Consider the following 19,480-nt stretch of genomic DNA (forward strand, 5'->3'; position numbering starts at 1 on the left):
GGAATATGCGCAAATTGCTTTCCACCGTATTCATGATGACGGTAACGGGGCTGACTGCCCTGGCCCAGGACGGGATGACGATGGCCCCGTCCGTGGACTACGTCCTGAAAGTCGGTCCATCGCTCCACTTCGTGGGCGGAGGTATCAATACCGTGAACGCGGAAGGCCGGAAGGTCAACCCCGACTTCATGGCCCTTCCCGGCTACGGCGTGGCCATCTACGCCCCCTTCGGCTCGAAGACGAGCCTCGGAGCCCGCCTCGACGTCGGCGTGACCCAGTTCAGCACCCGGATGCGTCCGTTCGAATTCTACGGCGGCGAGTCGAACTGGAACGGATACTTCATCGAACGCTATCGCTACCTCACGATCGCTCCCACCATCAACCTGGCCGGTTTCCTCGTCGGCGCCGGTATTAACATCCCGATGAAGGCCACGATGGAACCGTCGGGCGGCCCGGAATTCACCGTGGACAAGACGACGCTGAAGACGGCCATCGATATCCGTATCGGTGGCGCGATCAAGGTTCTGGAGAACGATCTGGGCGTACTCAACGTCGAAATCCTGGCCCGCTACTTCGTTGGCGGAATTTATAATGATGGTCAGTATACGATGGGAACGGCCGTCGACAGGCTCGGATACCCCAAGACCGGCGTCACCACCGTGGAGAACATGGTTCCTGCCAGCGTGAGCATCGGTGCAAGCTATCTCTTCAACCTCGCTTTCTAACGAACGAACTACACAAGGAACCAAGACTATGAAAAGAACTGGATTGACGCTGGCCGCCGTGTGTATGCTCGCTCTCGGTACTGCCGGATGCGAGGATGGACCGACGGGACCTCATCCTGACCTCGAGCTGAGTACCCGCGTACCGCGGAGTACGTCCGATACGACGATGGTCGAATGGATGCTGAGCGCCAAGGCAATCATGTCGGGTGACAGCGTCGTGATGGTCGGCCGCGAATTCGTGAACGATACCGTTACGGATGGTGGTATCCGGCTGTTCGGACAATACACGGGTACCGAGAATGGTGCATCCATCAGCATCGCCTTCCATACGCTGCCGACGGAGCCGGGAGAATATCCCTGGAAGACGGCGCAGGTGGCGATGGGAGACTTCGGTGGATTCAGCGCTACCGTGACGGACGGCGCCGTCGTCAACGTCACGGCTCCGAATTCCGGACCGACGAAGGGCGGCGCCTTCTACGCCGTATCCGGCACGACGGTCATCACCAAGGTGCGCCGTGACGCGAATGGCGCCATCACCGGCTACGAAGGTTACTTCAACGGCAAGCTCCGTGGAGTATGGCCGGACAACTTCGTTCCTACGCAGGGACAGTTCGTGCCTCCGGGCTTCGACGTCAACAATCCCACCCTCGTCGGACGTAGTCTTACTGTCCACAGCGCACGCTTCATCACACGCAGCGCGTCGGTCGTGACGCCCGTACGGAATGTTCAGTGACAGCTACTGGGAAGCGGATCATCTCATGTCGTATGATGTCGCCGTCATCGGCGGCGGCATCATCGGCATGTCGACGGCCCTTTCGCTCGTCGAACAGAATCCTTCGTTCCGCATCGCCGTCCTCGAACGTGGACTGATTCCGACCGGTGCATCCACACGTAATGCGGGCTTCGCATGTTTCGGCTCGTTGTCCGAACTGTGGCACGACATCACGGCGATGGGCGGCAAGGACAATGCCATCGACGTCGTGCGGAAACGTATCGACGGTCTTACGGCTCTTCGCCGCCGATGCACGGACGAAGCACTGGGATACGAACAGCATGGTGGACATGAACTGTTCATGTCCGACGACGAGAGCCTGCATCGCATCGACGAACTGAATGCCCTGCTCGAACCGCTGCTGCATGGTCCTGCCTTCGTACGTCGGGACGACCTGATCGCACGGTATGGGTTCGACGGTGTTCGTGCCCTGGTCGCCATTCCCCACGAAGGCACGCTCCATAGCGGCCGCATGGCCGCCACTCTCGGACGCCTCGCCCGCGAACATGGAATCCACGTCGCCACGGGAGCACTGGTTTCCAGTCTCGATGGGGAATCCGAGCCGGCTTCGATACGGCTCACGATCGAGACTGCATACGGGCCGCGTTCGATCGCGGCCGGAAACGTCGTGGTCGCCACGAATGCCTGCATCGGTGACCTTTGTCCGGGCATTGGCCTCGACATCGTTCCGGCACGTGGCCAGGTCCTGGTCACGAGTCCCGTACCGGGTCTTCCGTTCCGGGGATCGTTCCATTTCGACGCAGGGTTCTACTACTTCCGGAGTGTCGGGGAGCGGGTGCTGTTCGGCGGTGGCCGGAACCTCGACATCGACGGCGAGCGCACAAGGGTCATGGACGTCACGCCGGTCGTCCAGGAACAGCTCGAGCGCCTGCTGGACCGGACCATCCTTCCCGGCCGTGACTACGTCATCGAGCGGCGCTGGGCCGGCACCATGGGCTTTTCCGCCGACAAGCGTCCGCACGTCGAACACGTCCATCCACGCATCGTCGTGGCCTTCGGCTGCAACGGCATGGGGGTGGCCCTGGGAAGCACGGTGGGCGAGGAAGCGGCCCGCCTCGTGACGGCCGCTGGCTAAAGTCGTATTTTCGTGGGATGAAAACCCCCGTACGCGACATCCTTCCCGGCCCTCCCGAACTGAAAGGCCTTCCTCTTCCCGACCTCGAGACGATGTTCCTTTCCATCGGCGAGAAGAAGTACCGTGCCAAGCAGGTCTACGAGGCCCTGTACGGGCAACGGGTGGACGATGTGCAGGACATGACGATCCTGCCCCAGACGTTGCGGGACAAGCTCTCTTCCGAACTGCGTTCGCGCAGTGTCACCCTCGATACCATGCAGGAATCGGACGACGGCACGAAGAAATTCCTCTTCGACCTCGTCGACGGCCGCGCCGTGGAAAGCGTACTGATACCGAGCGAGCTCGTGGAAGAGGACGGTCATCCGCGACGTCGTACGTTGTGCATCAGCACGCAGGTGGGATGCAACCTCGGCTGCAAGTTCTGCGCGACGGCTTCGCTCAAGCTCACGCGCAATCTTTCTCCGGGCGAGATCGTGGATCAGTTCCTGCAGGCCGAACGGTATAGTCCGAAGAAGATCACGAACATCGTCTTCATGGGAATGGGCGAACCCATGAACAACTACGACAACGTGATGAAGGCCGTCGAGATCTTCAACGACCAGCGCAACGACATGGTGGCGCCGCGGCGTACTACCTTGTCGACCGCCGGCGTGGTTCCCGGCATCATCCGCATGGCCGACGAAGAACGGATCATCAAGCTCGCCGTGTCACTGCACGCCACCACGCAAGGCGTGCGTGAGCAGCTCATGCCCATCGCGCGCAAGTTCCGCCTGACGGAACTGATGGACGCTATAGAATACTATTACCGCAAGACACGGAAGAGCGTGACCTACGAATACATCCTTTTCGATGGCGTGAACGACACGGAGGAGGACGTGAAACGCCTGGCCAAGATCGCACGACGTATTCCGTCCAAGATCAACGTCATACCGTTTCACGAAATCGACTTCACGAACCCGACGGGCTTCGCAGCCACACTACGGCCGACGTCGCCGCGTCGGTTCCAGTGGTTCATCGATGGGTTGCGTCAGGAAGGGGCACGAGTGCTCATCCGTTCGTCCAGCGGCCTGGATATCGATGCTGCATGCGGACAACTGGCCTTCTCGTCGGTAGCCTGATACGACAGGCCGGCGGCGCCACATCACTTTGCCGAGAACATGGAGAATCGAGTGCGTAAGCTTGCCGTCGTCGTATCGATCGTCCTCTTCCTGCTATCCCTGCATGCCACGGCGTACGCCCAGGTGCATCGTGACAGTGTCGACCAGGCCATCATCGACCTCGTGGACGACATCGATATCGCCGAAGAGGTCGTCTATTTCGTCCGGCTCCACAACGGAGACCTCCTTTCCGGCCCCGTCCGCGAGATCGCCAACGATGCCGAAGGTACGTTCATCCGTCTCGGTACGGAGATCGGTCGCGCCAAGGTCTATCTGCACCAGATCGCATGGATCGGTACGCAGGAGCGTTCATACCGGCAACACCACCGGCTCTACATCATGCCCACCGCGGAACCCATCGGCAAGGATCACTTCCTCGGTCTCTGGGAACTGCTCTTCCTCTACGGTGGCGTCGGTATCGGTGACGTCGTCAGTATCACGGCGGGAAGAACGGCGGTGCCAGGCATTCCGTTCGATCAGCAGGTGTCGGCCGTCACGGCCAAGGCTACCGTCTATGCGGGGGACAACGGTATCGTCGAAGGTGGCAAGCAGTACTATGCCGTCGGCATGGCAGCGGGATGGCTCAACGATGCGAACTTCCTCGCCAACATCTTCGCTGTGGCCACGTTCACGGGCAAGCGCTCGAGCGTCACCACCATGATGTTCGCCAAGGTGGCCGGACCCGACGTCTATACCTTCCATGCGGGACGGATCATCGACCCCTTCAACCTCACCTATGCATCGGGCAAGATCGGTGTCGGCCTCGGTCTGGACTCACGTATCGAGGACAGACACGACATCCACGTCGTAGGCGAGCTCTGGAATGCCGACATCACACGTCCCAGCAACACGGCACTCTATCTGGGGCTGCGCCTCGCCAACACCGCATTCTCCATGGACTTCGGAATGACCGTCCTCACGGCCCCTGCCGTGGTTCCTACCGTGGCCTTCGCATGGACGCCATTCTGAGCGAACGGTTCGCCGCACGTTCATCGGCGGGATGACTCCTGTTTCTGCCGTCGTCGAATTCATCGGACGGATGACGTTCCCGATGTCCGGCGCTCGACGTCATTCTACCCGTTCCGATACGATCCCGTATCTTCGGAGTCAGTCATGGAAGTAGGGACGACCCTACCGCTCCTTCGCACACTGGGGACGGCCCCACCTACCATATTGGGTGCAATATGGCCTGGCTCATTCTCATCGTTGCGGGCATCTTCGAAGTCGGCTTCGCCATCGGTATGAAGTACACCGACGGTTTCACGAAGCCCCTGCCTACCATCCTCACCGTCCTGTCCGTCGTCATCAGCATGGTCCTTCTCGGCATCGCCATGAAGACCCTGCCTGCGGGCACCGCCTATGCGATATGGACGGGCATCGGTACCGTCGGTACCGTCATTCTCGGAATCATCCTTTTCCAGGAACCGGTAACGGTCGTGCGCATGCTGTGCGTAGCGCTCATCATCGGTGGCCTCGTCGGTCTGAAGATGACGCACGGATGACGGTGGCGTTCATCGTATGATGCTGTAGTGTACGACATAGAGGTATGATCATCGATCATATGCCTGCTATTCGTGTGCAGGGTTTCCGCCGACATCGTCGGATACCATCCACATCCGATGACGGCATCGCCATGAACCCTGTCGAAACGCCTCGGCGGCGCAGCTACCGTAGCGGTACCTGCGCCGCCTTGCGTGGAGGACATGCAGCACGATGTGAAAGCGGGGAAGCATCGGTGTGTCTTCCGTGATTCGCCGCTCATATGATGGGCGACGACCGGATCGTTTCGTGCATCGTTCGCTTACATGCCGGAATCGTCGGCACTCGGACCGTAGCTGCCGGGGATCGGTACGTCGAGCAGACGCAGGAAGACGCCAAGCTGGGCGCGGTGGTGAATCGTCTGGCTGAGAGTCATGCGGATCACGTCTTCCTTGCTCGAACGATCGTAGATCGTGTCGCCATTGCGCATCGTCCACATTTCCTCGAGCGACGATTCCTTCGCTTCCTTCAGGCGCGCCAGGGCATCGCTGAGGGAGTTCTCATGATAGGCCTTGACTTCGGCCGTATTGTTGACGGCCGGGGTCGTATACGGATTCGTTGCGAAGTCCAGTTCTTCCGTCGTCAGTACCATGGAGACCCAGCCGGGCATTTCGGCCACATGGCCGGCAAGTTCCCGGATGTTCATGCTCTTCGGATGGGGACGCCAGTCGAACTTGTCATTCGGTACACGGTCAAGCATCTTGCGCGTGATCTCGGCTTCGCGTTCCATTTCGAGTGCGAATCGTTCGAGTCTGTTCATCGTCGGCCCTTTCAGATAAATAGTGGATATCGAACTGTCTGCTACGAAGTTCGCGACACCTACTGACAACCCTATGGCAGGAGGGTTGGGACAGGTGCGGAATCCATTCCTGCCTCCAGCGACGATCGGACGGCCCCAATGGTTGGCCTCATGATGAAAATGTAATCGTCGTGCCTCGCCGGCAGGACGTACTTTGCATGGATACATCAGCATCCGTACATCCATGATCCTCGCCCATCTTACCGATACGACGGCCTTCGGCCACCTTTCCTGGTGGAACCGGGTCCTGACCTTCCTCGGCGGGCACGACCTCACAACGCTGGAGGCCGGACGCCATGATATCGACGGCGACAGACTCTATGCCATCGTCGCCGACGACTCGGCCAGGGACGACGTCAATCCTCTCGAAGCGCATCGTGCCTACATCGACGTCCAGCTCGCCGTCACCGGCTCCTTTCCCGTCCTGTGGCGTCCGCTGGAAACGTGCACCATGCTCCGCGCCGACTACGCGGCCGACTCCGACATCATCCTCTACGACGACATGCCGTCGAGTCTCATCCTTCTCGAGCCGGGTACCGCGCTCGTGCTCCATCCGAACGACGCCCATGCGCCACAGCCGCCGGACGTAGCGGTCAGGAAGATCGTATTCAAGGTGTCGGTGAAGCTGTAACGGACAAGTATGCCGGTCGAACGATGCGGTTCGTGTCCTACCAGTCGCGCCGCCGGAACATGCGCAGTGCGATGAGATACGGTATGCCGATCCAGAGGAGCAGGCAGAGAACCGCCACGGTCGAACCGAGGAGGCTTCCGTAGAACTGCCGGAACACCGCTCCCGTCTGTCCGAGCAAGGCCGCCTGATCGAAGGTCAGCATGATGAAGATGCGGGCGAGGTCGATCGGATTCGCCGTGATCATGACGACCGTCGGAACCTCCATGGGATAGTTCGTGAATGCGACCGTCGTCGCAAGGATGAGACCGTCGTATACCACACCGAGAAGCAGCCAGACGAGGAAGCCGACTCCCATGGCCGTCGCCTTCTCACGAAAGGCCAGACCGACGACGTAGGCGATGGCGAAGAAGACCATCGTGACGAGATTGCCCGCAAGAAGGACGACGAGCGATATCGGGGCGAAGAGCTTGCCGTGAATCGCCATCGGAACGGCCGTGCCGAGGGTGAAGGCCGCAAGGAAGGGCAACACCACTCCGAGCCACAAGGCATGGTACACGGCAGTGCGCTTCACGGGTTGAACGAGGACGAGCTCGAGAAAATCGCGACTGTCGTGAATGTGCATCGTGCCGAAGATGATGGACCCGAGGGGCAGGAGCAGGAGAACGACGTTCATGAGGCCGATCGTGACTCGCGCTTCACCCGACGTGAAGTAAAGCAGACCCTCGGTGACCAGGGCGAAGAAGACGGCATAGACGATCACCCAACGGCTTCGCAACGAATCCGTGAGGACTGCCCGTAACAACGTGAACGTCATACGGAACCTCGCGTCATGAGTTCGGCGACGGCACGCTCGAGCGTCGGACGTTGCGTCGCCTGTAGCACGGCGTCGATGCTTCCATCATGGACGATTCTTCCGTCGAGGAGGAAGAGAAGCCTGTCCGCGAGTTCCTGGAGGTCCGAAAGGATATGCGATGTCACGAGGACGGTCGCTCCGCGATTGCGGCGCGTTGCGACGATGTCCTTGAGCCGCGAAGCGGCGACGGGGTCGAGCCCGGCCGTCGGCTCGTCGAGAAGCAGGATGTCCACGTCGTCCATCAGTGCGATGACGGCGCCTACCTTCTGCCGGGTTCCTCCCGAGAGTGTTCGCATGGCCTTGTCGACATGCGGCCCGAGGTCGAAGACATCGATGAGTTCGTTCAGATGGGGGACAGGGCTGCGTCTGATGTTCCGTACCAGACGGAAGATGTCCGTCGGAGTCAGATTGTCGGGATAGCGTCCCGTCTGTGCCATGGCGCCGATACGTTCCCGGTCGAATCCATAGACACGTCCGGACGTCGGTGTGACGAGCGATACGGCACACTTCATGAACGTGGACTTTCCGCTTCCGTTCGGTCCGACGATGGCCGTCACCGATGATGGCTGGAATTCGGTCGTGATACCGTCGAGGACGGTGAGCGGGCCGAATCGTTTGACGAGAGCCTCCGTGCCTGGAATCATGTCCCCGCCCTTCGGTACGGGATCATCAAGGGACGCCGGTCGATGAGGTTCCGCGGTGTGATCGATGGCAGCATGCGTTCGATGACGTCGAGCACGTCGATGAAGGTGGAGTGCATCAGGAGAATCGATGAGGGTATGGACTCGACGAGGTAGGCATAGAGGCGAACCGGTGTGTGCGCTACGTCACCTGTGCCGTCCCGATCGAGATCGTAGCCGCGGTATGCGGACCAGTAGTTTCCGTCGAAGTCGTTCAGCGACGAGGACGTGTTCGTCGTCACGTCGAAGGTGTTTCCGTCGAACTCGCAGGTCGTAACGGTGTTGTCCGTGCAGTTGCCGAGGATCCGGACGGCATATCCGTTGCCGATGAATCGCGTCGATTCCACGAGCATCCTCATCGACCCTTCGGCATGGATACCGATGCTGTTACCCTCGAAGACGCAGTCCCGAAGATGGCAGTCGGTGATCTCCTTCAGGAGGAGTCCGTACGACGCTGCGCCCCAGTTGTCGGCGAACCTGTTGCGCTCCATCAGTATCCACCGCGTGAACATGACGGCGACGCCCGCTCCGTTACGGAGGAAGGCGTTGTCTGCGTAGGTGCACGAATCGCTGAACATGAAGTGCAGTCCGTAGCGGACGTTGTTCGTGCTGGTGTTGTTGCGGACGGTCCCGCGGTGAACGAATTCGAAGTAGATACCATCGCGCCAACCCTCGCAGTGATTGTCCGTGATGGAGATGTTCACCGACGTCCACAGATGGATGCCGTTGCCCGACGACGACTCGTCGCGGGATCGGGATCGAAGGACATTGCCCGTTATCGTACAGTCACGTGAGCGGGAAAGGTAGATGCCGAAGAATCCGTTGTCGACCGTACACGATGCCACGACGACGTGGCGAACGGCGTCGAGCTTGATCGCGGCATTGTCCTCGGTGTAGTCGACGCGTACGTTCCGGATCGTGACGTTACGTATCTCCACACTGTCCGACGAGATCGTGAAGACGCTCCCTCCGCGACCTTCTGCATCGACGATGGCCTTGTGGCCGATGATGACGAGTGGCCTGGTGACCCGGAACGACGACCCGCGATGAAGACCATCGATGATGACGGTATCGTGTGCACGGGCCGTCGCAAGGACATCGTCCAACCGTGATGGCGTCGCGATATGCAGGTCCGCGAATGCGGTCTGAACGAGAATGAGCATACCCGTCACGATCCGAAGCAGATGCGGGATGCGGTGTATCATGTCCTTACTCTGCATAGTCTGCCGCAAGCTCGTAGACGGCATCGTAGTCCCTCGAGGTGCCCGGAAAACTCAGGGCCGCACGGTCGCGATCCGAGGCGGTGCCGAATGCCGCGGTATTCATCCCCATCGGCGAATGGATCATCTCGCTTTCGAGGTAGTGGGCCATCTTCGCATCGATCAGCGTTCCGGGATGGACGAAGTCCGTCACCCACAGTGAATGCACGTCGTCGGTCCGTACCGTCGTACCCGTGCGGACGAAGCCGAGCATGCATTCCGGCGCATCGAAGACGTATGTCTTGCCCGTTACGGTAACGAGTTCCGCGGCGAACTTGCGATCAGTGATGCGCATCCTGCACGAAGCACAGTCTTCCTGTCCGTAGGAAACCGCACGGGGCTCGGGCGAGCTGCATCCGGTGACGATGACCAGACCGGTCAGGATCATGAGGAAGGCACAGGCACGGAGTGGCAGGCTGCAGATGTTCATGATCGTGGCTTTCATGACTTCCGTGGTCGTGATGTATAGACGGAGACGGCAACCAGTACGACACCGACCGACATCACGTAGAATCCCGTGTCCGGCAAGGACGTGGCGGTGAAGTTCAGGAGCACCTTCGTACCGATGAGCGGCGGTTGATAGTTCATGCCTTCGATCTTGATGATGGCATGAGGATCGAGATCGTGGCCATAGTCGTACTCCCATTTGTAGAAGTCGTAGAGTCCTATGCCGCCCGCGATGGCCATGAGAACGATCCAGGCCACCAGGAGCCGTCGTCTGCCGAACAGGCCCACGACGACTCCGAGGGCCGACATCACGCCGACGACCCATGGCATGATGTCGAGCTCCGGTATCGCGTCCGGTTCGATCCGCTTCATGCCGATGTAGTGGTTGAGATTGTTGATGTTCGCGAGATCGTTCGGTTCAGCACCCTCTACGCGATCGATATGGATGCGGATGCCCAATCCGGGTGGCGGATACTGTGGCGCACCGAGATCGATGCGCCACATTGGAAGGAAGAAGAGGGCAAGGGGGAGGAGAGTGCCGACGACCGCGAGAAATCGTGATGTGGACTTCATGATGATGGACTCACTTGTTCCAGACGAGTTGTCCGTTCGATCCACTCGGAGACACGCGGACATAGCCGGTCATCTCCTGGTGGAGCGCCGAGCAGAAGTCCGTACAGTAGAACGGATGGATGCCCGGGCGTTTCGGTTCCCACGTTATCGTGAGCGTCTCTCCGGGCATGATGAGAAGCTCGGAGTTGTTGTTGCCGATGATGGAGAAGCCGTGCGGTACGTCCCAGTCCTGTTCGAGGTTGGTGACGTGGAAGTAGACCTTGTCACCGACGCGGATGCCTTCGATGTTGTCGGGCTTGAAGTGCGAACGTATGGCCGAGCCGTAGACGTGGACTTCGTTGCCTTTACGCTCGACGCGGGTTTCTTTTTCCGACTTCACGGAGTAGGGATGCTTGTTCTCTGCAAGAGGATAGATCTTCTTCGACTTGTCCTTGATGAGCGTCGCGGGAACGGCTTGTGCGTAGTGCGGCTCGCCGATGGTCGGGAAGTCGAGGATGAGCTTCATCTTGTCGCCGGAGATATCGAAGAGCTGTGCCGACTGCGTCAGCTCGGGTCCGGTGGGCAGATACCTGTCCTTCGTGATCTTGTTGTAGGCGACGACGTACTTGCCATAGGGCTTCTTCGAGTCGCCACCAGGAATCATCAGATGGCCGATGCTGTAGTAGGTCGGTACGCGATCGACGACGCTGAAGTCCTTGAGCGACCATTTGACGATTTCCGAGGATACGAACATCGACGTATAGGCATAGCCGTTGCCGTCGAACTCCGTGTGCAGTGGGCCGAGTCCGGGTTTCTGTACCTCTCCTGCAAGACATTCCTTGTAGTTGAGTACCGGGATGTTGTCGATTACCTTGTCGAATTTCTTGGATCCGATGGCTTTGATCATCTTCGAGTACGACATGACGGGAATCACGGTAGCGAGCTTTCCACCACCGACGATGTATTCGCCCGAAGGATCGATGTCGCATCCGTGGGGAGACTTCGGCGTCGGCATGTAGTAGATGATGTCGGAGAGTTCCGATGCATCGAGGACCTTCACGGATGTCTTCATCGTATGCCGTGCCGTCTGCGTCGCGTCGTCGAAGGTGTTGTGCGCATACATCGCGGCCATTTCCTTCGCCTTTCCCTGAGCGACGTATTCTTCGCACTTCTTCCAGTTGACGGCGGCGATGAAGTCCTTGTCGTTCTGGCTTGCGTTGATCTCCTGCATCGTTCCTGCCTTCTCTGAATTGTAGCAGGAGAAGAACATCCAGTCATGCGAAGGTCCCTTGCCGGCATGGGCAAGGTCGTAGTCGAAGCCCGGTACGAGGAGCTGGAAGGCCAGTTCCATCTGTCCCGTCGTCTTGTCGACCTTGATGAAGCTCAGGGCTCCGCGGAACTTGTCACGATCGGCGATGGGCACATCGTCGTTCGGGATGGGAATGGAGAACCTCGTACCTGCCACCACATATTCCGAGTTTTCGGTCGTGAAGGGAGATGAGTGATTTCCCGACGAATTGGGGATCTCGATGATTTCCTTCGTCCTGAACTCCGTGAGATCGATGCGAGCGACACGTGGTGTGTTGTTGGCGTTGCCGAAGATCCATTTGCCATTGGGAACACCGTCCGTCATGGACAGTTCGGGATGATGGAAGTCGTCCCAGGGCATGAATCCGTGCGACGTCATCAGCATGGGTTTGGTCTCTTCGGAGAATCCCCAGGCTTTTTCGGGATCGACGGAGAACACCGGAATGACGCGGAGGAGCCGGCCGCTGGGAAGTCCGTAGACGGCAAGCTGTCCGGAGAAGCCACCGGATACGAAGTTGTAGAACTCGTCGTACTTGCCTGGTGCGACGTATGTTTTCGAGGCGGCATCGGCCGTGTTGCCGATCGACGCATCGCCGTTCGACGAACAGGCGACGATGCCGAATGCCAGGGTGGTATAGGCGAGCGCTGCCGATACCATGCGAAGGGGTGATTTCATTTTCGTTCGGTTCCTTCTTTCCGGAGATATTCTAGAACGTTACGTGCATCCTTTTCGTCGACACTCTGGTTCGGCATCTGTACGAGATATTCCTGCAGCAGGCATTTTACCGTATCGTCGTTTCGGACCATGGTTTCGGTATCGAGGATCATGTTCATCACGTATTCCGGAGTCCGGCGCGTCGTGACGGCTCCGAGTGGTGGGCCCACGTAGCGCTCGTCCATCTTGTGGCAGGCGGAGCATTTCGTTTCGAACACGTCGTGTCCTGCCTTGACCATCGTTTCGTCGATCGTCGGTCCGACGTCGACCTTCGTGATCTTGCCGTAGACCTTTTTCTCTGCCTTCGGCGTTTCAGCCGCTGCATCGGTCTTCGATTCCATGTTCGCACCGCAGGCCGTTACGAGGACAGTCGTCGCGAGCATTGCGAGTGCTCTATGCAGTATCATCACAGTACTCCGTATCGTGGAAAAGGTGTTTGGGAAACGTTATTGCGAAGAGCGGGGAACAGTACGGCGTTTTCAAGGTATACATGCTGACGGAGATCGTCGATAAACTCCGCTAATATGGCATAAGTATGCTTATGTGTCGTGCATGCCGATGCGGGAGCCGTGAAGTCGTTCGTCAGCGTACGCAGGCGATCGATCTTGCGGGAGATCGTGAGGTGATCGGCTTCGTGCCGATCGCACATCGCGCGGACGTCGTCGGATTGTCCGCCGTACTGCGTCCTGGCCACGACGAAGACCGTCTTTTCCTCGTCGTCGAAGTGCTGGAGCAGTGCGTCCGCCATGTCCGCGAATACGATGCGGATGGCCTGCAGCTCCGGGAAGCGTTCACCGTGTTTCGAAATCACCTTGTCGAGAAGCGTCACGACCGTCGGTATGGTCAAGCGCTCGTATCCGTGATGGTTCTGCTCGATGAATTCGGCGAGGAATCCCGGTTCCCATGAATGAACACGTGGAGGCAGGAAGGAATCGGCCGCCGTCGCGCGTTCGAACTCCTGTTCGACGACGTCGAGTTCGACGCCGGCCTTCCTGGCCGCGACGTCGAGCGTCGCACCGGCACCGCAGCAGTAGTCGATGCCGAGCTTTCGAAAGATGCCGATCGATTCCGGGCTCTTTCGGATGATCTCGGCGATGGTGTCTTTGCTGGAGAGCATGATAACGTCCTTTCAGCTATGAGTGAGTCACAAGTCACATATATATGTGTCAGCACAGTGCCGTGGCGACGGCACGGAGCTCAGGAAAACGAGATTCGGAATCCATCACGCGAAACCCGTCCGGCAAGGTCGGCGACCGTCGTCGACTCGAACATCTGGCGAAGACGGTTCCGCTCGACCGCCCAGACTGCGTGCATCGGACATTGTCTTGCTTCACCGCAACCCGGAAGACCAAGGAGACATTCGGTGAACAACGTCGTATCGTCCACCGTCGCGATTACATCGAACAACGTGATCCGTGATGCATCCTTGGCCAGAGCCACTCCACCCGTCGAGCTCCTGAAGGACCTCAGCATCCCCTCGCTGGCGAGCTTGGCCACGATACGCTTCAGGAAGTGGTAGGGAATTCCGAGATCCGTTGCCATCCGTCCGATCGGAACGTACTCCGTATCCTTCGTGTTGATCGCCACGTAGGCAAGGGCCTGAATGGCATATGTGGTTGTCTTCGGAAGCATACGGGATTGATTTGTGAGTCGCGTGTCACAAATATAGCCCGATCCTTCCGATTGTCAATACCGGTCGAACGACATTCCCGGACCTCGACGGTATACATCTTGTCGATACTGGCGAGATCGAGGCTGTCGATAGTCAGATCATCCACTATTCCTAACGGCACTATTCACGGCACTATTCCAGGACTCCCGTCTGCCATTCCTGCGTCGATACTCGCGGGGATTAGGGCCGGCAGCCGGATCATCGCAGATACCTGCAAAGAACATTCCCGACCCATCGTAGCCGCTCCCGCGTCAACGCCGTTGAGATCGCCGTGCTGAGTTCGGTTCTTTTCCGTTCTTTCGCCAGTCGACCATTGCGTAGTCGAATGCCTACATGTATATTTGTAGTCAAATGACTACATGATCGATTCCTTCAACGGTGAAACCACAGCACGAAGAATTCGAGACAAGCCATGAACCTCCGCAGAGACGTATTCCAGGCACTGGCCGATCCGACACGGCGTGCCATCCTGCTCCTCCTCGCCTCGCAGGCGATGACGGCCGGTGCCATCGCGGCAAACTTCAACACCGCCCGCCCGACCATTTCCAGGCACCTCCAGATCCTCACCGAATGCGAGCTGCTGCGTCAGGAGTCCATCGGCAGGGAGGTCCACTATCATCTCGAAGCAGGGAAGATGAAGGAAGTCGCCGATTTCATCGAACGTTTCCGGGCCATGTGGGACGAGCGGTTCGACAAGCTCGAAACCGTCATGAAGGCATACGGAACCGGCAGGAAGGCTACATGATACGATATCGTCGTCGTGATCTCATGAAGACTATGGGCGGGAAAGGTATCCGAATGTGACGACGGCCTGGTGCACGGATCACTGTCCCGACGATAAGGAACCAGGAAGAGAGCCATAGCCGAACGATACCCACGTGATACGGCGCTCGTCGAAGAACCACCGAGGACGACGGCGGGTCGGATATAGCTGCAATCCGAAGACACGAACGAAACCAACACATCAACGAAGGATGATCCATGGCACGCAAGACCAAGGTCGAAGCCGCCGACGGCGCACAGGAGCTGCATATCACGCGGGAATTCGATCTTCCCGTCGAGCTGCTTTTCAAGGCCTATACCGTCCCGGAGCTCGTCGAACAATGGATGGGGACAAAGGTCATCGAGCTCGACAACCACGCACATGGCGGCTGGCGCTTCCGAACGTCGGACGCCGGTGGTAAGGTCCTCTTCGAAGCGCACGGAACCATCCACGACTTCGGTCAGGACCGTCGCATCGTCCGCACCTTCGAGATGGAGAATGCCGGTCTCGACCCGCAGATCGAATACCTCGATTTCGAAGCGCTCACGGACGAAACCAGCAAGCTCACCATGCACATCGTCTACCGCTCAGGAGAGCAGCGCGATCGCATGCTCCAGTTCGGCATGGCGCACGGCATCAACATGGCCCACGACAAGCTGCAGGACGTCGCAGCTGCAGCGAGGTAGCACATGAGCAAACGCAACAGGATCATCTACTGGATCGCAACGCTCTGGCTCTCGCTCGGTATGGTGTCGACCGGCCTCGTGCAACTCCTTCATGTGGAGGACGAAGTCGTGAACATCACGCGTCTGGGATATCCGGCCTACATCCTGACCATCCTCGGCATCTGGAAGCTGCTTGGTGTCGTGGCAGTTCTCGTACCACGATATCCGATCGTCAAGGAATGGGCCTATGCCGGCTTCTTCTTCGCCATGTCGGGTGCATTGTTCTCCCGGATCGTGGTGGGCGACGGGATGGGGGAGGTATTTCCTCCTATCCTCCTGCTCGTCCTTACCGTCCTCTCGTGGTACTTCAGACCGGAGGGGAGGCGGGTGAGGGGATGAAGGTGTGGGCAGTATAGGTGAGGAGTCAGCGAGGTAGCTTCCGACGGTCCCATATCAGGAGGCTGTGTGGTGGTCGTGGGTATCAACACAGGCGTACATGCGTCACAAAAAAGGCTGAGGATAATAGCGTCGATGCCAGGTTCAAGAGTTGCTTTGCGCCCATTCCAAGCAGGTAGTGCGGTGTATAGCCCGCGATTCTATGGGGTTGAAGCGGTACAGCCTCGCTCCGGGTAGTTGGCGGCCAGTCCAGGTCATCGAGCGGTGGGGCACGAGGCAGAACGGGTGCTGAACGAAGACGACGTCTCGTATACCAATAAGTATCCGGGGTATCCCCGGTCAATGATACTGGGCAATGAGGCCGGTCCGACCACGATCGACCGGGAACCCGCAGGACAGTCCAATAGTGCCAAGGGTGAACGCGCTGAGCATCGTCGGGCAGTGGCGACGTCAATCCCGCCGATGGCCACCAGCGTCACCGCAGGCGTCCGCTCAGCCAGCGTTTCACGGACAGGCGACAACGGTAGCCGTCAAATGTCGCTGTAGAATTCCGAAAGTCCGTATATTTGTGGCCTGTCTTCGGACAGGAACATGGTCAGGTAGCTCAGTTGGTAGAGCAATGGACTGAAAATCCATGTGTCGGGGGTTCAACTCCCTCCCTGACCACAACCCCGCTTTCGCGGGGTTTTTTGTTTGTGGTCAAACGTCGGTGTTTCCTAGAGTTAGAGCCAATCCCAGAGAAGAGGGCTTTCTCCCCGTTGTGCAACTTTTGCCACCTTTTCCAGTAGAGTTACCCCTACCTGTTGCCACTACCACAGACTAGGGTGAGGAATATGGGATCGAGAAACGGTACTACAGGGCATGAGGCCAGCTGATGTTCCCCCCATTTGGTTGACAGTGTGCTTGTCTCGAACTTCCATTACCGGAAGGAGACAACAATGGCAAATGAACGCGGGAAACGCTACGACGAGGCATTCAAGCGAGAAGCCGTACGTTTGGTCGTCGAAGAGAAACGACCGTATACACGAGTGGCGCGAGATTTAGGCATAGCCGAGGAAACATTGCGCCGGTGGATACTGGATGCGGGTCAGAAGACAGTGGATGAGACGGAGAAGTCGGACAAGCAGCGGATACGTGACCTGGAACGTGCATTGAAACGTGCCGAGATGGAGCGGGACGTGCTAAAGGAGGCGGTCGGTCTGGCTTCCTTCTCGCAACGCCCGAAATGAAGTGCCGTTTTGTCGAAGATCATCGGGCGAAGTGGCCTCTGAAGCTCATGTGCAGTGCCCTGGGTATCAGCCGTCAGGCGTACCATGTGTGGCGGCATAGAGCCCCCTCGAAACGTACAGTCCGCAGAAGGCAGCTAGTGGAGCGTATGGCAGGCATTCACCTGGCCAGCAGAGGTACGTATGGCAGTCCTCGTATGACGTATGCCCTGCGGCGAGCTGGAGAACGGATCAGTCGCAAGACGGTAGCACGGCTGATGCAGGAAGCAGGCTTGAAAGCATTGGTCAAACGCAGATTCAGACCGACGACGGATGCATCGAAGACACTGGCGCCGGCCAGGAATCTCCTTCAGCGCGCGTTCGCCGTCAAGCAGGTGGATCAGGTATGGCTCAGCGACTACACGGAGCTACCGTGTCGTAATGGCAAAGCCTATGCGGTGGCTATCATGGATCTGTGCTCACGTCGCATCCTTGGAATCGTCGTCTCGCATTCAATGCAGACCAGAACACTACTACGGGCTCTTGATGATGCGTGCCGTGTTCGTAGGGCACTACCTCACGATCCTCTCATCTTCCATTCCGACCGTGGCAGTCAATACGGTGCTGACGTCTTCAGGACCGAGCTGGCCAAACGTAACATCATCCAGAGTATGAGTGGAAGGGGGAACTGCTACGACAACGCTCCGATGGAATCGTTCTGGGCACGGATGAAAACCGAACTCGGACGTCCACTCCTCTTCGACGATCTACGACATGCGAGAAACGAAGTCTACCGATGGACGCACGTCTTCTACAACCGACAACGCATCCACTCATCGATCAATTACATGACACCTGTACAGTTCGAACAACACCTATTTTCTCAACACAGAGATCAGCTACACTGACAATACAACCGGGGCAAGATCAAACTGAGAGTTGAGATTACTCTTCCAAGGATACTTCGGAAGAGCAATGTAATACCCGTGTCATACTCTGAACTTCCACAGGTCATTGCTAAGATTTCGGATTGGCTGGAGATTGACTACCTGTTGGGAAGGGTATACTACCTTGAAGTGAACGTTACCGCCGGATGCTCGATCCCTCCAAACGTGATCTTCAATGGGCTTGGCACTCTGGCCTTCTTCCATGGTGAGACAAAGGACGATGGAGGAAGGGTATACAAGAACTCACGCAACTCAAAGCTGATGACCAGAGACCTCAGCTTCTACAACAAGTATCAGAAAATCCTAGCAGAAGGTCAGGAAGCGTTGAGCATGGCAGGTGAAGACCTCTCCTACTTCATGGGGTTGATACCTGCACGTGTGGAGTACACACTCCAAGGGAAGGCTCTTCACAAGCCCAACGCACTTTACGTACGAGACTTGGCCAACCGTGAACATTGGAATGTTCTCCTGACTGTATTCGCACAGCAGTTGGAGGCTATCAGAGTGGAACAAGGTAGCCAACGGGCAACTGACGACTTTCATCCTTGCACGCCCTTGGTTCTGCAAAGGATACTGGCTAGCTGTGGACTTCGACAGTATGGTAGAGTTCAGTTGGAAAGGATGTTCGACCAATGGCAGGCCAATGGTGACATAACTGTTCATCAGAAGAAAGCTCTGAAGGAGAGTGTGGAAATGCTGGATCTCCTTGGATTCGGTGCGCCGACTGAGGGTTGGGAGAGTACCGATTTCATCCGAAGATGCGTCGAACACTTGATGGCCCCTGTACCTAAAAGCGAAAATGGTACATGTGGGAGCCTGTGGATCGGACACGGAAGTTGTATCGTAAATTTGCAGCCGCTTCAGAATGGTTCCTTGAAAAGAAAGCCTCGGAAGGACTGTATACAGATGTTAGATTGACGAGAAATTCCTAGTCTCTTCTGCCGTCTGGTTCTTGGGCAACACCCTTGAATGGCTTGCCGTCGGATTTCACGTCGACAAACCGACCTGTGCTAGTATCGCGTTTGACGTATCCGCCGCCGGAAGTCCGGGTTTGAGAACGGTTGTTTACGGAACCTACTCTGGACCCTTTTCCTGTGTTTCTTGCCATTGGTACCTCCTTTCTCCGCTTGATGCGGGATTCAATCCGAGGCTTTCTTTTCAAGGAACGCAACAGTGGAACGATACCATGAATACTCAGAGGAAGACGATCGCTAACGATAAGGTGCTGCGTGTACGGTCAGAGAATCGTTTACGGAGAGCTGCCCGCAATACAAGCACTGTGATCGTGCACGAACTTGG

The 19,480-nt window shown here is 57.9% G+C and carries 23 protein-coding genes and 1 tRNA gene; 14 read left to right on the top strand and 10 right to left on the bottom strand.

The window, feature by feature from the left end; translation table 11 throughout:
* Window positions 1-5 precede the first annotated feature (5 nt).
* The 6 genes from BGO89_03960 (at window position 6) to BGO89_03985 (ending at window position 5,252) form a co-directional block, all read left to right on the top strand.
* On the top strand, window positions 6-725 hold the full coding sequence (locus BGO89_03960; protein OJX60735.1) for a hypothetical protein: 720 nt from the start codon (window positions 6-8) through the stop codon (window positions 723-725).
* 43 nt (window positions 726-768) lie between these two features.
* Window positions 769-1,458 carry a hypothetical protein gene (locus BGO89_03965; GenBank protein ID OJX60736.1) on the top strand — a complete coding sequence of 230 codons (690 nt, stop codon included), beginning with the start codon at window positions 769-771 and terminating at the stop codon, window positions 1,456-1,458.
* Window positions 1,448-2,593 (top strand): hypothetical protein, encoded by a 1,146-nt coding sequence (locus tag BGO89_03970; GenBank protein ID OJX60737.1) that lies wholly within the window; start codon window positions 1,448-1,450, stop codon window positions 2,591-2,593. Before BGO89_03965 ends, BGO89_03970 begins: the two co-directional genes overlap by 11 nt.
* Before the next feature lie 17 nt (window positions 2,594-2,610).
* Entirely contained in the window at window positions 2,611-3,711 is a 1,101-nt protein-coding gene (locus tag BGO89_03975) for a 23S rRNA (adenine(2503)-C(2))-methyltransferase (protein ID OJX60738.1), read from the top strand.
* A 39-nt stretch (window positions 3,712-3,750) separates the two neighbouring features.
* A complete protein-coding gene (locus BGO89_03980; GenBank protein OJX60739.1) occupies window positions 3,751-4,719 on the top strand; it encodes a hypothetical protein in 969 nt (322 codons plus the stop codon).
* A gap of 215 nt (window positions 4,720-4,934) precedes the next feature.
* A complete protein-coding gene (locus BGO89_03985; GenBank protein ID OJX60740.1) occupies window positions 4,935-5,252 on the top strand; it encodes a QacE family quaternary ammonium compound efflux SMR transporter in 318 nt (105 codons plus the stop codon).
* 299 nt (window positions 5,253-5,551) lie between these two features.
* Here the strand turns inward: BGO89_03985 and BGO89_03990 are convergent, their stop codons facing one another.
* The gene (locus BGO89_03990) at window positions 5,552-6,049 is read right to left on the bottom strand and encodes a damage-inducible protein DinB (GenBank protein ID OJX60741.1); all 498 of its coding nucleotides are present in this window, start codon (window positions 6,047-6,049) and stop codon (window positions 5,552-5,554) included.
* Between the two features lie 286 nt (window positions 6,050-6,335).
* Here BGO89_03990 and BGO89_03995 point away from each other — a divergent pair, with 286 nt between their 5' ends.
* On the top strand, window positions 6,336-6,719 hold the full coding sequence (locus tag BGO89_03995; GenBank protein ID OJX60963.1) for a hypothetical protein: 384 nt from the start codon (window positions 6,336-6,338) through the stop codon (window positions 6,717-6,719).
* Window positions 6,720-6,756: 37 nt separating this feature from the next.
* Here the strand turns inward: BGO89_03995 and BGO89_04000 are convergent, their stop codons facing one another.
* From BGO89_04000 to BGO89_04040, 9 genes are all read right to left on the bottom strand, one after another.
* Window positions 6,757-7,533 carry a hypothetical protein gene (locus BGO89_04000; GenBank protein ID OJX60742.1) on the bottom strand — a complete coding sequence of 259 codons (777 nt, stop codon included), beginning with the start codon at window positions 7,531-7,533 and terminating at the stop codon, window positions 6,757-6,759.
* Window positions 7,530-8,216: a hypothetical protein gene (locus BGO89_04005; protein OJX60743.1), complete on the bottom strand. Its 687-nt coding sequence runs from the start codon at window positions 8,214-8,216 to the stop codon at window positions 7,530-7,532. Before BGO89_04005 ends, BGO89_04000 begins: the two co-directional genes overlap by 4 nt.
* Complete coding sequence (locus tag BGO89_04010; protein OJX60964.1) at window positions 8,213-9,457, bottom strand: hypothetical protein; 1,245 nt, start codon at window positions 9,455-9,457, stop codon at window positions 8,213-8,215. Before BGO89_04010 ends, BGO89_04005 begins: the two co-directional genes overlap by 4 nt.
* Before the next feature lie 4 nt (window positions 9,458-9,461).
* Window positions 9,462-9,956, bottom strand: coding sequence for a hypothetical protein (locus BGO89_04015; protein OJX60744.1), 495 nt, complete (start codon window positions 9,954-9,956; stop codon window positions 9,462-9,464).
* Window positions 9,953-10,531, bottom strand: a complete 579-nt coding sequence (locus tag BGO89_04020) for a hypothetical protein (protein ID OJX60745.1) — start codon at window positions 10,529-10,531, stop codon at window positions 9,953-9,955. The genes BGO89_04015 and BGO89_04020 overlap by 4 nt, the downstream gene beginning before the upstream one ends.
* A gap of 10 nt (window positions 10,532-10,541) precedes the next feature.
* On the bottom strand, window positions 10,542-12,494 hold the full coding sequence (locus tag BGO89_04025) for a nitrous oxide reductase (protein ID OJX60746.1): 1,953 nt from the start codon (window positions 12,492-12,494) through the stop codon (window positions 10,542-10,544).
* Window positions 12,491-12,940, bottom strand: a complete 450-nt coding sequence (locus BGO89_04030) for a hypothetical protein (protein OJX60747.1) — start codon at window positions 12,938-12,940, stop codon at window positions 12,491-12,493. The genes BGO89_04025 and BGO89_04030 overlap by 4 nt, the downstream gene beginning before the upstream one ends.
* Window positions 12,940-13,650 carry a hypothetical protein gene (locus tag BGO89_04035; protein OJX60748.1) on the bottom strand — a complete coding sequence of 237 codons (711 nt, stop codon included), beginning with the start codon at window positions 13,648-13,650 and terminating at the stop codon, window positions 12,940-12,942. Before BGO89_04035 ends, BGO89_04030 begins: the two co-directional genes overlap by 1 nt.
* Before the next feature lie 80 nt (window positions 13,651-13,730).
* On the bottom strand, window positions 13,731-14,165 hold the full coding sequence (locus BGO89_04040) for a hypothetical protein (GenBank protein ID OJX60749.1): 435 nt from the start codon (window positions 14,163-14,165) through the stop codon (window positions 13,731-13,733).
* A 452-nt stretch (window positions 14,166-14,617) separates the two neighbouring features.
* On the opposite strand from BGO89_04040, the gene BGO89_04045 reads away from it, so the two are divergent.
* The 7 genes from BGO89_04045 (at window position 14,618) to BGO89_04075 (ending at window position 19,099) form a co-directional block, all read left to right on the top strand.
* Window positions 14,618-14,950, top strand: a complete 333-nt coding sequence (locus tag BGO89_04045) for a transcriptional regulator (protein OJX60750.1) — start codon at window positions 14,618-14,620, stop codon at window positions 14,948-14,950.
* A gap of 236 nt (window positions 14,951-15,186) precedes the next feature.
* Complete coding sequence (locus BGO89_04050; GenBank protein OJX60751.1) at window positions 15,187-15,654, top strand: ATPase; 468 nt, start codon at window positions 15,187-15,189, stop codon at window positions 15,652-15,654.
* Between the two features lie 3 nt (window positions 15,655-15,657).
* Window positions 15,658-16,032, top strand: coding sequence for a DoxX-like family protein (locus BGO89_04055; protein OJX60752.1), 375 nt, complete (start codon window positions 15,658-15,660; stop codon window positions 16,030-16,032).
* Between the two features lie 590 nt (window positions 16,033-16,622).
* Window positions 16,623-16,698: transfer RNA gene (locus BGO89_04060), tRNA-Phe, on the top strand.
* 269 nt (window positions 16,699-16,967) lie between these two features.
* Window positions 16,968-17,258, top strand: coding sequence for a hypothetical protein (locus BGO89_04065; GenBank protein OJX60753.1), 291 nt, complete (start codon window positions 16,968-16,970; stop codon window positions 17,256-17,258).
* Between the two features lie 47 nt (window positions 17,259-17,305).
* Window positions 17,306-18,142, top strand: a complete 837-nt coding sequence (locus BGO89_04070) for a hypothetical protein (protein OJX60754.1) — start codon at window positions 17,306-17,308, stop codon at window positions 18,140-18,142.
* Between the two features lie 78 nt (window positions 18,143-18,220).
* A complete protein-coding gene (locus tag BGO89_04075) occupies window positions 18,221-19,099 on the top strand; it encodes a hypothetical protein (protein ID OJX60755.1) in 879 nt (292 codons plus the stop codon).
* Window positions 19,100-19,480: the final 381 nt, after the last annotated feature.

It is taken from the genome of Candidatus Kapaibacterium thiocyanatum (genome assembly GCA_001899175.1).
Classification (GTDB): domain Bacteria; phylum Bacteroidota; class Ignavibacteria; order Kapaibacteriales; family Kapaibacteriaceae; genus Kapaibacterium; species Kapaibacterium thiocyanatum.